This is a genomic window from Rhodanobacter sp. Soil772, from assembly GCF_001428385.1.
Classification (GTDB): domain Bacteria; phylum Pseudomonadota; class Gammaproteobacteria; order Xanthomonadales; family Rhodanobacteraceae; genus Rhodanobacter.
Genome location: NZ_LMSK01000003.1, coordinates 291480 through 306417, shown reverse-complemented (window position 1 = coordinate 306417; position 14938 = coordinate 291480). Strand labels below are relative to the sequence as shown.

The 14938-nt window shown below is 67.2% G+C and carries 12 protein-coding genes; 4 read left to right on the top strand and 8 right to left on the bottom strand.

Going from position 1 to position 14938, the window contains the following annotated elements; all coding sequences use genetic code 11:
- Nucleotides 1–8: 8 nt before the first annotated feature.
- The 4 genes from murD to ASG75_RS12860 all read right to left on the bottom strand — a co-directional run bounded on the left by murD (nucleotide 9) and on the right by ASG75_RS12860 (nucleotide 7309).
- Nucleotides 9–1364, bottom strand: coding sequence for a UDP-N-acetylmuramoyl-L-alanine--D-glutamate ligase (murD, locus tag ASG75_RS12875; protein ID WP_056390067.1), 1356 nt, complete (start codon nucleotides 1362–1364; stop codon nucleotides 9–11).
- Nucleotides 1364–2704, bottom strand: coding sequence for a UDP-N-acetyl-alpha-D-muramoyl-L-alanyl-L-glutamate epimerase (murL, locus tag ASG75_RS12870; protein ID WP_056390671.1), 1341 nt, complete (start codon nucleotides 2702–2704; stop codon nucleotides 1364–1366). Before murL ends, murD begins: the two co-directional genes overlap by 1 nt.
- Before the next feature lie 152 nt (nucleotides 2705–2856).
- A complete protein-coding gene (locus ASG75_RS12865; RefSeq protein WP_056390058.1) occupies nucleotides 2857–5421 on the bottom strand; it encodes a bifunctional aspartate kinase/diaminopimelate decarboxylase in 2565 nt (854 codons plus the stop codon).
- Nucleotides 5422–5791: 370 nt separating this feature from the next.
- The gene (locus ASG75_RS12860; RefSeq protein ID WP_056390052.1) at nucleotides 5792–7309 is read right to left on the bottom strand and encodes a fumarate hydratase; all 1518 of its coding nucleotides are present in this window, start codon (nucleotides 7307–7309) and stop codon (nucleotides 5792–5794) included.
- 200 nt (nucleotides 7310–7509) lie between these two features.
- On the opposite strand from ASG75_RS12860, the gene ASG75_RS12855 reads away from it, so the two are divergent.
- The 4 genes from ASG75_RS12855 to ASG75_RS12840 all read left to right on the top strand — a co-directional run bounded on the left by ASG75_RS12855 (nucleotide 7510) and on the right by ASG75_RS12840 (nucleotide 12635).
- Nucleotides 7510–8391: a PhzF family phenazine biosynthesis protein gene (locus tag ASG75_RS12855; RefSeq protein WP_056390668.1), complete on the top strand. Its 882-nt coding sequence runs from the start codon at nucleotides 7510–7512 to the stop codon at nucleotides 8389–8391.
- An 84-nt stretch (nucleotides 8392–8475) separates the two neighbouring features.
- Nucleotides 8476–9795, top strand: coding sequence for an amino acid permease (locus tag ASG75_RS12850; RefSeq protein WP_056390050.1), 1320 nt, complete (start codon nucleotides 8476–8478; stop codon nucleotides 9793–9795).
- A gap of 51 nt (nucleotides 9796–9846) precedes the next feature.
- Complete coding sequence (locus tag ASG75_RS12845; protein WP_056390048.1) at nucleotides 9847–10383, top strand: (2Fe-2S)-binding protein; 537 nt, start codon at nucleotides 9847–9849, stop codon at nucleotides 10381–10383.
- Entirely contained in the window at nucleotides 10380–12635 is a 2256-nt protein-coding gene (locus ASG75_RS12840; RefSeq protein WP_056390665.1) for a molybdopterin cofactor-binding domain-containing protein, read from the top strand. Before ASG75_RS12845 ends, ASG75_RS12840 begins: the two co-directional genes overlap by 4 nt.
- Before the next feature lie 9 nt (nucleotides 12636–12644).
- Here the strand turns inward: ASG75_RS12840 and ASG75_RS12835 are convergent, their stop codons facing one another.
- The 4 genes from ASG75_RS12835 to ASG75_RS16480 all read right to left on the bottom strand — a co-directional run.
- Entirely contained in the window at nucleotides 12645–12893 is a 249-nt protein-coding gene (locus tag ASG75_RS12835; RefSeq protein WP_056390046.1) for a DUF1272 domain-containing protein, read from the bottom strand.
- 664 nt (nucleotides 12894–13557) lie between these two features.
- Entirely contained in the window at nucleotides 13558–13977 is a 420-nt protein-coding gene (locus ASG75_RS12830; RefSeq protein WP_056390043.1) for a hypothetical protein, read from the bottom strand.
- A 103-nt stretch (nucleotides 13978–14080) separates the two neighbouring features.
- Nucleotides 14081–14500, bottom strand: a complete 420-nt coding sequence (locus tag ASG75_RS16365) for a hypothetical protein (RefSeq protein WP_157616972.1) — start codon at nucleotides 14498–14500, stop codon at nucleotides 14081–14083.
- Between the two features lie 175 nt (nucleotides 14501–14675).
- A partial coding sequence (locus ASG75_RS16480; RefSeq protein WP_162253110.1) for a hypothetical protein occupies nucleotides 14676–14938 on the bottom strand: 263 nt, incomplete at its 5' end.

Genomic DNA, 14938 nt, shown 5'->3' with positions numbered 1-14938 from the left:
ATGCGAGATCAGCCGATGCCCAGACCTTCGATGCCGGTAATCGTGACGTCGAAACCAGCCAGCGCCGCGAAGCGGCGGCCGCGTTCGGCGTAGTCCTTGAACTGGTCGAAGCTGGGCGCGCCGGGAGAGAGCAGGATCACGCCGTCATGCGGGGTATGCGTCTTCGCCTCGGCTACAGCGCTGGCCAGATCCGCGACATGCATGATTGGGCAAGCCACGCCGGCGACGAGCAAGGCGGTCTCGATACGGCCGCCGTTGCTTCCCATGCAGACGATCGCGTGGGCAGGCGCACTGTGCATGGCATCGACGAACGGCGCCCAGTCCAGGCCGCGGTCGTGGCCGCCGACCAGCACTGTGACCGCGCGGCCGTGCAGGCTTTCCAATGCGGCCAGCGTGGCCAACGGCGTGGTACTGATCGAGTCGTTGACCCAGTGCCAGCCATCGTGCGCGCCCAGCGGCTGCAGGCGGTGCGGCAGCGGGCGGAAGCGCGCCAGCGCGGGCGCGGCCGCCAGCGCATCCATGCCGACGGCTTCCAGTGCAGCGAGCGCGGCGCAGGCGTTGAGTGCGTTGTGCAGGCCCGGTGCGGCCAGTTGCGCGACCGGGAAAACCGCCTGCTCACCGCGGCAGATGAAGCCGTCACTGACGTGCCAGCCTTCCGGCGTGCCGAACAGCAGCCGCTGCGAGTGATTCTGCGTGCGTTCCAGCAATGCCGGTTGCAACGCATTGACCAGCAGCGTGCGCGCGGCATCGGCCAGTTTCAGCTTGTCGGCCACGTAGCGCTCGCGCGAACCGTGCCAGTCCAGGTGTTCTTCGTACAGGCTGGTGATCACGCCCAGCTCCAGCGGCCCGGCCTCGCCGGTCTGGAAGCTGGACAGTTCGATCACCCACAGGTCCGCCTGCTGGCCGAGCAGTTCCAGCAGCGGCAGGCCAATATTGCCGGCCAGCGCGGTGCGTATACCCAGCGCGCGCGACAGATGCGCGATCAGCGCGCTGGTGGTGCTCTTGCCCTTGGTGCCGGTGACGGCGATCACGCGTGCGTCGGGATTCTCGCCGAACCACAGCGCGGTGCCGGAGGTGAACTGCGTGCCCTGCGCCTGCGCGGCCAGCAGCGCCGGCTTGTACGCGGAAATCCCCGGCGATTTCACCACCACGTCGAAGCGGCTCAGTCTCGTGGCGTCCGGTTCGCCGGCGACGATTTCCAGCGCGGCATCGAACGCGCGCGCCGCGTCGACTTCGGCCGCGCTGCAGAACAAGGTGAGCGGCTGTTCGCCGGCATGCCGACGCAGCGCGTGGATCGCCGCCCGTCCCTCGCGACCGAAACCCCACACCGCGACACGGCGGCCGGCCAGATCGGCGAGGCGCATCAACCGATCGCCGCCAGCGCAGCCTGCAATCGCGCCGGCACGCGGTGTTCGGGCGACGGTTGCAGCCACGGCTCCAGCGCCAGTTGCGCGACATCGAGCTGCGGCAGGATCTCGTTGCGGAAGCGCTCGACCAGCGCATCTTCCTGCCATTCCGGCCGCTGGCTCAGCGCGACCATCGCGGCGCGCGCCTCGGCACCCTCGCCCACGCACTCGAACGGCTTGTGGTCCTGGTATTCCAGCAGCGCGTCGAAGCCGGCGGCCTGCGTCTCGTCATCGAGCAGGTTGCGCCCGAAGATCGTCAGCAGCCGTGGCTTGGGCAGGAACGGCGCCAGCGCGAGGAACACGAAGTGGCATTTCGGGCACTGCCCGCACCAGCGGTCCACCGGCTTCGGGCCGAGCAGCTTGAAGTTGCGGTTGCAGCTGGAGAACACGTCGAAGTACGGCGTCAGCTTCGCGAACGCGCGGGTGATCGCCAGTTCCGAGTACGGCCGCAGCACCGAGCAGTAGTCGAGATCGGCGGCCACATGCGTGTGCAGCCAGTCGCCGAGCAGGCGCTCGAACGCGAGGCTCTTGCTCCACTGGTGGTTCACCTGCTGGCCGTCGTACTCCAGCGTGGCGGCCGAGGCGGAACGCTCGTTGGCGAACGCGATCGAATCGTAGCCGTACAGAATCGCGGCCACGGCGAGGATCGCCGAGTTCACCGCGGTCACCGGGATGTGCCCGTTCCACGCGCCGAGCCGGTTAAGCTCGAACAGGCCCGGCGCCAGCTCACGCTGGATGTTCAAGGTGGGCAGGCCGGTGCGCTCGGCGCAGGCCGCGATCAGCGCGGAATTGCCGACCCACACCGCGGTCGCCTCGCCGCCGATCGACTTGATCGCCTCCACCGCGACCAGCGAATCCTTGCCGCCGCCGATCGGCACCAGGGTGCGTTTTGGCAGATCCAGTGCGCCGACCACCGGCGCCACACCGCCACGTGGGAACGAAATCCGCCCACGCAGATCCAGCCCGTTGCGATAGGCGAACTCGGCCAGGCCGTGCAGGTACAGCTGATCCAGCAGCTCGGCGGTGGCGTCGTCGAGCGGACCATCGGCCAGCTCGATCCGCGGCGGCACGCCGGCCTTGTAGTAGCTGACGCCGGCGATCAGGTGCAGCAGTTTCAAGGCGGCGTCGAACGCCGCCGCGCGTGCAGCCGGTACCGCTGGCGCATGCGGAAAACGGATCCGCTCGACCAGTTCCTCGCCGTCGTCGAACGCGTACGCCAGCTCGGCCACGCCATCGGCGTAGCTGCAACGCACGAAGCGGAATACCTGGGTCAGGCGCGGTTGGATCGTGTTGCTCACATCGTTCTCCATCGCCCGCATCACGGGAGCGAACAGGCTGATTCTAGCTTCGAGCAGTGCCAGCTCGATGGCTTTCGGCGGGCAAAGAGCGGGCCAGACGACGATCCCGCGACCTTCGCCCTGTTCGCACCCTTGAACAGGCGCGTTCTAAATCAGGTGTCGATCACCACTTCATCGGCCTCGTCGCGCAGGTTGTAGTGCGAGGACATCACCTTGCCATAGGCGCCCGTCTGCGCGATCAGCATCACGTCGCCCTCCTGCGCCTCCTGCAGGCGGCGGTCGGTGCCCAGCACGTCGCCGCTCTCGCAGATCGGGCCGACCACCTGGTACAGCGCGGTGGCCGGTTCGCCGAGCCGGCTGAGGTTGACGATCTTGTGCCAGGCGTCGTACAGCGCGGGACGGATCAGGCTGTTCATGCCGGTGTCCACGCCGAGATAGCGGAAACCACCCTTGTCCTTCTGCTGGGTCACCCGCGTCAGCAGCACGCCGGCATCGGCCACCAGGTAACGACCCGGCTCCATCCACAACTGGTACTGCGGATAGACCGCCTTGACCTCGCGCAGCGCGCGGTCGAGCGCGGCGATGTCCAGCGGCGCTTCGCCCGGGTGCGCCGGCACGCCGAGGCCGCCGCCGATGTTGAGCAACACCACGCTGCCGATACGCTCGGCCAGGCTGGCCAGTTGCGCATACACCTCGCCCCAATGCGCGGCATCCAGCACACCCGAGCCCAGGTGCGCATGCAGGCCGCGCACGCTGACGCCATGCGTTTCGGCCAGCTGCAGGAACAGCGGCAGCTGGTCCAGCGGCAGGCCGAACTTGCTGCCGCTGCCGCCGGTGCGCACCTTCTCGTGATGGCCCAGGCCGCGGCCCAGGTCGATCCGCAGCACGATCTCGCGGCCGCGGAACAGTTCGCCCCAGTGCTGCAACGGGTGCAGCGCGTCGAGCGTGATGGTGGCGCGGGTACCCAGCGCGTAGACGTAATCCTCGCGCGGCGCGAAGTTCGGCGTGAACAGCAGCGGCACCGATTCCGCCACCACCGCGCCGACCGCTTTCAATTCGCCCGGCGACACGCACTCGAACGCGAAACCCTCCGCCGCCAGCGCGCGCAGGATCGCCGGATGGGTGTTCGCCTTCACCGCGTAGTGCAGCCGATCCACCGCCGCCAGCGATTTCAGTTCGCGCGCCTGCTGGCGCACCGTGGGCAGGTGGTAGACGTAGCGCGGCGTGGCCTCGGCCGCCAGTTCCAGCAGGCGTTGCCGCTGCGCCTCGCGCCACCACGCCGGCACGGCGCCGGGCACTTCGCCGGTGCCGTACAAGGCCTGCCAGCTGGGGCCGAACAAGGCACTGTCGTCGGTGCGCAGGGCGCCGGCAGCCACCAGCAGGTCGTGCAGGTGTGCCAGCAGCCGGTCGACTACTTCCTCGTCCACCACGAAGGTGAGGTTCAAGTTGTTCGACGACTGCGAAATCATGTGCACGCGCAACTGGCCGAACTCGGCCAGCACGCCGGACAGCGTATGCAGCAGCGAGCGCATGCCGCGACCGACCAGGGTGATCGCCGCGCACGGCGCGATCACCTTGACCCGGCACACCTTGGCCAGGTCGCTGGCCAGTGCGGCGATCGCGTCGGAGTCGAGCAGGTTCTCGGTGGGGTCGAGCGACACAGTGACGTTGGTCTCGGCCGAACCGATCAGGTCCACCGACAGGCCGTGCGTCTTGAAATGCGCGAACACGTCGGCGAGGAAGCCGACCTGCTGCCACATGCCCACCGATTCCATCGAGACCAGGGTGATGCCCTTGCGCGCGCTGATCGCCTTGACGCTGGGCGCGTGTGCGCGCACCTCCGGGCCGATCACGGTGCCTTCCAGCTCGGGACGGTTGGTGTCCTTGATCAGCAGAGGCACGCGCGGCTCGCGCAGCGGCGACAGGCAGCGCGGGTGCAGCACCTTGGCGCCGGTGGAGGCGATTTCCTGCGCCTCCTCGTAATCCAGCCGCTGCAGCAGGCGTGCGCCCGGCACCTGGCGCGGGTTGGCGGTGAACATGCCGGCCACGTCGGTCCAGATCTCCACCCGCGCCGCCTTCAGCAGCGCGCCGAAGTACGCGGCCGAGGTATCCGAGCCGCCGCGCCCGAGCAGCACGGTGCGGCCATGCGTTTCGCGCGCGATGAAGCCCTGGGTGATGAACACCTCGCCGAGTGCGGCCAGGCGTGCGTTCAGCGCCGGGTCGGGCTTCGCCTCGACCATCGCCGACAGCAGTCGGGTGCGTTCGTTCTGGTTCGGCAGCGCCACCGCCAACAGGCAGTCGCGCGCGTCCAGCCACTGCGTGGGCAGGCCGCTGTGGCTGAGGAAGGCCGCGCCGAGCGCGCTGGACATCAGTTCGCCGTGCGCCTGCACCTGCGCCTGCCAGGCCAGTTCGCCGCGCGCAGCGGGGCCGGCCTCGGCCAGCCGGGCCAGCTCGCCCAGCCGCTCGCCGAGCGTGTCCGGCAACGCCAGCTGCATGTGTTCCAGCAGGTCGTAGTGGCGTTGCGCGATCGCGCCGGCCGCCGCCTTGCGCTTGTCCTGCTCGCCTTCGCCGCACAGTTGTTTCAGCGCGTCGGTAACACCGGTCAGCGCGGAAACGACGACCAGCACGCGCGCGCCTTCCGCGCGGCGGCTGGCGACCAGCTCACGGATGTTCTGCCAGCGCGGCAGCGTGGCGACGCTGGTGCCGCCGAACTTCATCACGATCCAGGGAGCGTCGGGAGGCAACGGCGCGGAGATTGGCGAGGTCACGGGGGTTCGCTGTCAGGGGGTGGATATCCGGTCAGTGTTGCGCTGCGGCATTGGAATTGCAAATGGTTTTGCGATGGCTATTCGTTTGGACGTCTAGACTGCTGTTCTTGATTCAGTGATGGAGACGTTGTCTCAAGCTCGTCATTCCGGCGAAAGCCGGAATCCAGTGCCTTGCACTCGGAGGATCAAAGTCACTGGATCCCTGCTTTCGCAGGGATGACGCGCGTGGCTTTGTTGAGAGTCAGGGTCAACTTGACCTCCCCTCCTCAATCCTCCCCCACAGGGGGAGGAGGCGAAGGCGTGCGCTGCGCGCACATCGTTATTGGATAACTACAGGGATCTTGCCGATCCTTGCCTGCCACTCGCGCGGACCGGTCTGGTGCACCGAGCTACCACCCGAGTCGACCGCCACGGTGACCGGCATGTCCTCGACGGTGAATTCGTAGATCGCTTCCATGCCCAAGTCGGCGAAGCCGACGACGCGCGAAGCCTTGATCGCCTTCGACACCAGATACGCGGCGCCACCGACGGCCATCAGGTACACCGACCGGTGTTTCTTGATCGCCTCGATCGCGGCGGGGCCGCGTTCGGCCTTGCCGACCATGCCGAGCAGGCCGGTTTCGCTGAGCACCTGTTCGGTGAACTTGTCCATGCGGGTGGCGGTGGTGGGGCCGGCCGGGCCGACGACCTCCTCGCGCACCGGGTCGACCGGGCCGACGTAGTAGATGAAGCGGCCGTTGAAATCCACCGGCAGCGGCTCGCCCCTGTTGAGCATCTCGACCATGCGCTTGTGCGCGGCGTCGCGGCCGGTGAGCAGCTTGCCGTTGAGCAGCAGGGTCTCGCCCGGTTTCCAGCTCGCCACGTCTTCGCGTGTCACCGTGTCGAGGTTCACCCGGCGGCCTTTCGACGCATCGTAGGTGAGCTTCGGCCAGTCTTCCAGCGACGGCGGATCCAGCATCACCGGGCCGCTGCCGTCCAGCACGAAGTGTGCGTGGCGGGTCGCGGCGCAGTTCGGGATCAGCGCCACCGGCAGGTTCGCCGCGTGGGTTGGGAAATCCTTCACCTTGACGTCGAGCACGGTGGTGAGGCCGCCCAGGCCCTGCGCACCGATGCCGAGCGCGTTGACCTTCTCGAACAGTTCGATGCGCAATTCCTCGACGCGAGTGGCCGGGCCGCGCGCGATCAGCTCCTGGATGTCGATCGACTCCATCAGCGCTTCCTTCGCCATCAGCATCGCCTTCTCGGCGGTGCCGCCGATGCCGATGCCGAGCATGCCCGGCGGGCACCAGCCGGCGCCCATCGTGGGCACGGTCTTCAGCACCCAGTCGACGATCGAGTCGGACGGGTTGAGCATCACGAATTTCGACTTCGCCTCGGAGCCGCCGCCCTTCGCGGCCACGATCACCTCGACGGTGTCGCCGGGCACGATCGACATGTTGACCACCGACGGCGTGTTGTCCTTCGTGTTGATGCGCTTGCCGGCGGGGTCGGCCAGCACGCTGGCGCGCAGCTTGTTGTCCGGGTTCAGGTAGGCGCGGCGCACGCCTTCGTTGGCCATGTCCTCCAGACCCATCGTGGCGTCGTCCCAGCGCACGTTCATGCCCACTTTCAGGAACACGGTGACGATGCCGGTGTCCTGGCACAACGGCCGATGGCCTTCGGCGGCCATGCGCGAGTTGATCAGGATCTGCGCCATCGCATCCTTCGCGGCGGGGCTTTCTTCGCGCTCGTACGCGTCGGCGAGGCTCTTGATGTAGTCGACCGGGTGGTAATAGCTGATGTATTGCAGCGCATCGGCGACGGACTGGATCAGGTCTTCTTGCTTGATGGTGGTCATGGGTCTGGACAGGCGGCTTCGACTCGGGAATTCAGGCGCCGGCGAACGGCTGTTCACGGCGCGCAACCCTCTTATTGTGCCGTAAATCGCCCCACCCCCCGAAAACCGCGCCGGCGCGCTCTGTCGCACGCGCGGCCCGGCCACTTGCCGGGAACGCCCGCCGGTGCGATCGTCGCGCGGTTGCCCGCCCGGAAATGGCCATGCCCCGCAGCCGCCGCTTCATCCAGCTCGACGTGTTCTCCGGCAAGCCGCTGCTGGGCAATCCGCTGGCCGTGGTGGTCGACGGCGACGGCCTCGACGACGCCACGATGCAGGCGTTCGCGCGCTGGACCAATCTTTCCGAAACCACCTTCCTGCTGCCACCGACCAGCGCCGCGGCGGACTACCGCGTGCGCATCTTCACCCCGCGCCAGGAACTGCCGTTCGCCGGCCACCCCAGCGTGGGCAGCGCGTATGCCGCGATCGAGTCCGGGCTGGTGCCGTCGGACAAACGGCAACTGCTGCAGGAGTGTGCGGCCGGGCTGCTGCCGGTGCGCATCGAGGGCAGCGGCAGCGGGCGGATCATTCACGTGCAGGCGCCGCAAGCCGAACTGCAAGCCGTGGCGGCGCACCAGCGCGTCCTGCTCGGTCGGGCCGTGCATGCCGAGCTCGCGGAAAGCCAGTTGCGTCTGGTCGACAACGGGCCGCTGTGGTTCGTCTGCGACCTGCGCGAGGAGGCCGCGGTGCGCCAGCTGCAACCCGACCTGGCCGCAATCGGCGCGCTCTGCCAAGCCACCGGCGCGGTCGGTGTCAGCGTGTTCGGCCGGCAGCGCGCGGGCGAGGCGAGCATGGCGGTGCGCGCGTTCTGCCCGGCCGACGGCATCCCCGAGGATCCGGTCACCGGCAGCGCCAACGCCGCGATCATGGCCTTCCTCGCCGACATCGGCGACCCCGCCGGTTACGGACTGCGCTATCGCGCCAGCCAGGGCCGCGAGGTGGGCCGCGACGGCTGCGTCGAGGTGGTGCGCGACACGATGGACGGCAGCATCAGCATCGGCGGTGCCTGTGCCGTGGGCATCCGCGGCGAGCTTCAGCTGGACTGAGTGCTTGTTCCAACAGGCTCCGGGCTTGTCCGTCCACGCGGCGCCCGCCAAGCTACGGCTCCTTCCGCCAGCGGCCTCCCCTGCATGAACGACACTTCTCCCGGCTACGTGCGCAGCCTGCGCCCGTGGGACGCCGCCCTGATCGTGGTCGGCGGCATCATCGGCGGCGGCATCTTCCTCAACCCCGGCATCGTGGCGCAGCGCACCGAGTCAGGGCTGGCGCTGCTGTTGATGTGGGTGGCCGCCGGCGTGCTCACCCTGATCGGTGCACTCTGCTACGCGGAGCTGGGCGCACGCCGGCCGCGTGCCGGCGGCACCTACGTCTACCTGCGCGAGGCGTTCGGGCCACTGGCCGGCTTCCTGTTCGGCTGGACCATGCTGCTGGTGATCTATTCCGGCTCCAGCGCGGCAGTGGCGACGATCTTCGCCAGCTACGCCGCCGCGCTGTTCGGGCTGCCGCCGGCCTGGGCGCTGCCGTTGACCGTCGGCGCGCTGGTCTTCGTCGGCGGCATCAACCTGTTCGGCATCCGCCTCGGCGCGCAGATCCAGAACCTGTTTGCCCTGCTCAAGCTGTTGGCGGTGGCGGTGCTGGTGGTGTGCGGTCTGTTCCTCGCCGGCGCCGGGCACGGCCAGGTGCTGGCCGCCGATCCGGCGCGCAGCGGCGTCGGCTTCATGGGCGCGGCGCTGCCGGTGCTGTTCGCGTATTCCGGCTTCACCTACCTCAACAACCTGGCCGGCGAAGTGCGCGACCCGCAGCGCACGCTGCCGCGCGCGCTGACCCTGGGCATGCTGGTGGTGATCGGCGCCTACGCACTGGTCAACGTGGCCTACCTCGCCGTGCTCGGCCACGCCGGGCTCGCCGCCAGTAGCGCGCCGGCGGCGGACGTGATGCAGCAGGTGGCTGGTCCGGTCGGCGCGAAAGTGATCGCGCTGGGCGTGGCGATCTCCACCCTGGGCTTTTGCAACATCACCCTGGTCGCCGGCGCGCGGGTGCTGCAGGTGATGGGCGAGGACGGGTTGTTCTTCCGCGCGGTGGCGCGGCTGCATCCGCGCTGGCGCACGCCGAACACCGCGCTGCTGCTGCTCTCCGGCTGGGCGATCGTGCTGGCGCTGTCGGGCAGCTATGGCCAGTTGCTGGACTACGCCACGTTCGGCGACTGGCTGGCCTGCGCGGTCGGCGTGGGTACGCTGTTCTGGTATCGCCGCCACGACCGCGCCTCCGGCGGCTTCCGCGTGCCCGGCTACCCGTGGCTGCCGCTGCTGTTCATCGCCGCGGTGACCGTGGTAGTGGTGCTGTCGCTGCGCGACAACCCGCGCAACACCGGCATCGGCCTGCTGATCATGGCCGCCGGCGTGCCTGTCTACGCGGTCTGGCGCCGCCTGTTCAGCCGCACGCTGCCCTAAGCGGGCGGCAGCAATGCCACAATGTGCGGATCGACTTCAAGGAGATGATGGATGGCGCCCGTGCAAGCCCAGGTTCTGCCGATCAGTCCGGAAAGCGGCATCGTGGCCGAGAAGGTACGTGACGGCATCGACCTGCAGGTCAACGGCGAGCGCTTCCGCCACATCGGCGACCCGCAGATGCCGCTGCTGTGGTACCTGCGCGACGTGCTGCAGCTGACCGGCACCAAGTACGGCGGCGAGCATGGCGGGAACGGCGCCGACCTGGTGCTGCTCGACGGCAAGGCGGTCTCCGCGATCACCGTGCCGATCGCCAAGCTGGCCGGCAAGGCGGTGACCACGGTGGAAGGCCTGGCTGCCAACGACGGCAGCCTGCATCCGTTGCAGCAGGCCTTCATCGACGAAGACGCGATCGGCTGCGGCTACTGCACGCCGGGCTGGCTGATCGCCGGAGTCGACCTGCTGCTGCACAAGCCCCACCCCAACGACGGCGACATCGACCAGTTGCCGAACCTGTGCCGCTGCGGCTGCCAGGCCCGCGTGCGCCGCGCGATCAAGCGCGCCGCCGCCGGCAAGGCGGGCCGGCCATGAACGGCAACGGCATCCGTCTTTCGCGCCGCCGCTTCCTGCAGGTACTCGCCGGCACCGCCGGCACGCTGGTCGTCGGCATCCGTTTCGCCGACGCCGCCGACGCGCCGCTGCCGCCGGCCCTGCTCGGCGACAACCTCTACGACCTGGGCGCCTACGTGCGCATCGACGCCGACGGCAACGTGCTGATCGGCGCGCGCGACCCGGACACCGGCACCGGCGTGGCCACCGCGCTGCCGCGGATCATCGCCGAGGAACTCGACGCCGACTGGAAAAATGTCCGCGTGACGCCGCTCGGTCTCGGCGTGGGCAACGACAACGGCAAGCCACGCTGGACCTACGGCCGCCAGCTCGGCGGCAGCGGCGGCTCGATCCCCGCCGCGTGGAACGACCTGCGCCAGGTCGGCGCGGTGGCGCGCTGGCTGCTGCTGCAGGCAGCGGCACGCCGACTCGGCGTACCGGCCAGCCGCCTGCGTTGCGACGCCGGCACGGTGATCGCGCCGGACGGCCGCCGCTTCGGCTACGGCAGCCTGGTCGCGGACGCCAGCAAGATCGCCCTGCCCGCCAACCTGCCGCCGCTGAAGAATGCGGCCGACTACAAGCTGATCGGCCAGAGCGCCGGCGACGTCGACGCACGCGCGATCGTCACCGGCCAGACCCGCTACGCGATCGACCACCACTACGGCGACGCATGGGTCGCCGTGCTGGCGCACTGCCCGTGGCCGGACGGCACGCTGGCGCGCATCGACACCACCGACACGCTCGCCGTCCAGGGCGTGCTGAAAGTGGTGCAACTGAAACCCGAGCCCGGCCAGTCGCCGGGCAACACGGCGATCGCCCCGGCCGTGGCGGTGCTGGCCGAGAACACCTGGGCCGCGCTGCAGGGTCGCGACAAACTCAAGCTCGAATGGAAACCCGGCGCCAGCGGCAGCGAGAACAGCGCCACGCTGGAGCAGGAGGCGCTCGCCCTGCTCGCCGGCGACACCGCCCCCACCAGCCGCGTGCGCAACGACGGCGACGTCGACGCCGCCGGCCGGAAAGCCGCGCGCCGGCTCGACGCCACCTACATCCAGCCGTGGCTGGCACACGCCACCGCCGAACCGATGAACTGCCTGGTGCGGCTGGACAAGGATCGCGCCAGCCTGGTCGTGCCGACCCAGGCGCCGCAGAAAGCCTGGGCCGTGGTGCAGCGCCTGACCGGCCTCGGTCCCGACCAGATCGACATCCGCGTGCCGCGCGTCGGCGGCGGCTACGGTCGCCGGCTCGATCACGACTACGTCGCCGAAGCGGTGATGCTGGCCAAGGCCGTCAACAAGCCGGTGCGCCTGCTGTGGACGCGCGAACAGGACTTCGGCCACGACTACTACCGCGCCGGCAGCGTGCACCAGATCAGCGCGATCATCGACCGCAAGCGCCAGCTACTGGCCTGGAACCAGCGCATGGCCAGCGCTTCGGCACTGACCCATCGCGGCTTGCCGGACGACCGCCTGTGGACGTCCGAACTGCAGGCCGACCAGCTGCCCGCCGCGCTGGTGCCGAACTACCGCAGCGACTGGTACGCGCTGGAGTCGGCGATCCCGCGCGGCCCCGCCCGCGGCATGCCGCACCTCAGCAACGCGTTCGCGGTGGAAAGCTTCATCGACGAGATCGCGCACCAGATGCGCGAGGACCCGCTGAAGACGCGCCTGCGCATCCTCGGCGAACCGCGCCAGCTGCCGCTGGGCAGCGGCGGCACGCTGGACACCGGCCGCCTGGCCAACGTGCTCAAGCTGGTCGCCGACCGCGTCGAATGGAAGAACTGGCTGCGCACCGTCAACGGCCTCGGCATCGCCTGCTGGCACGTCGACGGCGCCTACGTGGCGCACGCGATCGAGGTGGCGATGCAGGGCGAGCAGCTGGTCATCCAGCGTGTCGTCTGCGCCGTCGACGTCGGTCGCGTGATCAACCCGCTGGGACTGGAAGGCCAGGTGGCCGGTGCCACGCTGGACGCGCTGTCCATCGCGCTGAATGCGGCGATCACCATCAAGGGCGGCCAGGTACAGCAGCGCAACTACAAGGATTACCCGCTGGCCAGCATGGCGCAGCTGCCGAACGACGTCGAAGTCATCACCGTCGCCGACGACCGCGCACCGGCCGGCGCCAGCTTCCTCGCCATGCCCACCGCCGCCCCCGCCCTGGCCAACGCGGTATTCCGCGCCAGCGCCGTGCGCGTGCGCCGGCTGCCGCTGATGAAGGAGTTGCTGCGCCTGCTGTGAGCGCCGGACTCAACCGGCCTTCGCGCAGCCACCCGGCTTGTACACGCGCTCCGCCGACGGCGGGTACTTGCCGAGCAGCTCCGCCGCACGCGGCGGGCGCGGGCTGAAACCGCCGCCGCAATTCGGGCACGTCCCGTGCAGCACCGTCTCCACGCACGACGTGCAGAACGTGCACTCGAACGAACAGATCATCGCCCCACCGGCATCCGCCGGCAGGTCGCAGTTGCAGCACTCGCAATTCGGACGCATCTGCAGCATGGGATTCTCCGATAGGCCCGACAACATTCAGCCCGCACACACGAACAACTCGCCGCCCCATCGAACGTGTGCCGCCGCAGGCCGGGGAGCTCACCCAAGTGCATGGCAGTCGCCTTGAATGCCTGACTGTAGCGGGCGGTGGTTCGCGGACATGGCATGGGCATGGGGCACCCCTGAAGAGTTAGCTCAGGGTGCCCACTAAAGCGAAGGAACTATCGCTTGGACGAGTAGCTAGGATCTGACGTGCAAATCGCGTGAGTTACCAGCGCGACGACTGCACCGCAAGCCAATGATACGAGCCCAAAGAAAATTGAAAAAAAGAGGAGAACTGCTCCCGGTATAGCACCGACGACAAAGGCCACTGGCCAGGACGCCCAGCCGTTGTACAGCAAGGTTGAATATAGCGGAGCTACAAATACAGCAACCGGAACGCAACCCATGGCCAGCATGTAGCCGAAAACAACTTCGACTGAGTCGGTAACGCTGAATTCGGGGCTGGGGTGCAGTGACGTCCAAATTCCCGCGTAAATAGCCAGAACCACGGTAACCACAACCAGTGAGGCGAGCGCCACCAATTCAGCTTTTACTAAGTGCCTCGAAAATTTCATGAGCGCCCTAACGCTGGAGTTAAGCGGCGGCGCAGCCGCCCGCCTTGAACGAGATGTTAGACATCGCCCTCGCTAGACTGGCCCCTGTGAGGGCGTGCAAACGCAGAGTAGATGTAAAAGAAGCCGACGACGACAAGCAACACCGCGCTAAAAATCCACACCGCTAGCAAGACGCCATGAAAACCTAAGGGACTTGCAAACCATGCGGGAATATTTTGATACAGAGTAAACGCTGCAGCCGCCATACATACGGCCCCGAAAACCGCCTGAAGCCGAGCCAGCAGCCATGTTGACTTTGTTGCACGGAAATTCCCGCCGCTTTCGTCTCTGAGTGCCTTGCCTAGGTCGATGAGCGAGAGCAGGAGGAAAGGGACGCCAAGAATTGCAACAATGACGACGCTAAGGCCAATGACGGAGCGATCGTTACATATAGCGATGACGATCCCCAAGCCAAGCAGAAGGGCCACGAACCACATGACGCGCCTTTTAGCTTTCGTTTTTGGCGATAAAGTCATTGCGATGTCTAACGCTGGAGTTAAGCGGCGGCGAAGCCGTCCGCCTTGAACGAGATGTTAGGCATCAACGCGTCCAATGGAGCTGAGCACCCGACCAGCGATACTCCTGGTCGCGTCCGGACGCCACAACTTTTACAGAGAAGCAGTCATTTTCGATTGACACAATTCGGATGGAACTCGCCCAAGAACCCAACCCTTCGGTTGCAGCAGACCCTAACCGGACAGTGGCGTGAAACAGCTGCACGGAAGGAATATCAAAGCCCATTTTTATGTCCCAAAGCTCTGGGATATCGCGCAAGCCAGATATGTACCCACAAGCTACCGTTACTTTCAGCTCTTGAAGAGCATCTCCCGCGGGAAAAAGTGAAGCAGGTAGTACCAGCGTGCGTGCTGGCGATGCGGCGACGGGTGCGTCCGCACCTACTGCGGGCAACACGAACATCGCAACAACAATGGCCACACACGCGTTGAGAATCTTTCTCATGTTTTGGCATCCCTCACTTGAGGCCTAACGCTGGAGTTAAGCGGCGGCGAAGCCGTCCGCCTTGAACGAAATGTTAGGTTACTTAGTGTTGATGGCGGCGACTACTGCTAGTCCTTTAACTGTTGCGCGATACTGAACGACTGGCGAAGCCGTCCGCCTTGAACGAAATGTTAGGTTACTTAGTGTTGATGGCGGCGACTACTGCTAGTCCTTTAACTGTTGCGCGATACTGAACGACTGAAGCACCCAGCATATTTGTATCGCCGTCTGGCAGCGTATGCGGCTCATGGATTTCCACGAATCCCTTGGCCTCAAGGTCTTTGAGCAAAGGCCAAGTGCCGTCCTGCTCTAACGTCTCCTTGCGATTAAATACATGCGGGTCGGCTTGTAGTAACAGGGATATTTGACGAAGGCTTATGCCAAGAGTTGCCTGTGATT

Excerpts from the sequence above, each read along its gene's own strand:
- ASG75_RS12840 (WP_056390665.1), top strand. The coding sequence starts at position 10,380 with ATGAACGGCAACGGCATCCGTCTTTCGCGCCGCCGCTTCCTGCAGGTA.
- ASG75_RS12855 (WP_056390668.1), top strand. The coding sequence starts at position 7,510 with ATGCCCCGCAGCCGCCGCTTCATCCAGCTCGACGTGTTCTCCGGCAAG.
- ASG75_RS12865 (WP_056390058.1), bottom strand. The coding sequence starts at position 5,421 with ATGAAGTTCGGCGGCACCAGCGTCGCCACGCTGCCGCGCTGGCAGAAC.
- ASG75_RS12845 (WP_056390048.1), top strand. The coding sequence starts at position 9,847 with ATGGCGCCCGTGCAAGCCCAGGTTCTGCCGATCAGTCCGGAAAGCGGC.
- ASG75_RS12860 (WP_056390052.1), bottom strand. The coding sequence starts at position 7,309 with ATGACCACCATCAAGCAAGAAGACCTGATCCAGTCCGTCGCCGATGCG.
- ASG75_RS12850 (WP_056390050.1), top strand. The coding sequence starts at position 8,476 with ATGAACGACACTTCTCCCGGCTACGTGCGCAGCCTGCGCCCGTGGGAC.
- ASG75_RS16365 (WP_157616972.1), bottom strand. The coding sequence starts at position 14,500 with ATGAGAAAGATTCTCAACGCGTGTGTGGCCATTGTTGTTGCGATGTTC.
- ASG75_RS12830 (WP_056390043.1), bottom strand. The coding sequence starts at position 13,977 with ATGTGGTTCGTGGCCCTTCTGCTTGGCTTGGGGATCGTCATCGCTATA.
- ASG75_RS12835 (WP_056390046.1), bottom strand. The coding sequence starts at position 12,893 with ATGCTGCAGATGCGTCCGAATTGCGAGTGCTGCAACTGCGACCTGCCG.
- murD (WP_056390067.1), bottom strand. The coding sequence starts at position 1,364 with ATGCGCCTCGCCGATCTGGCCGGCCGCCGTGTCGCGGTGTGGGGTTTC.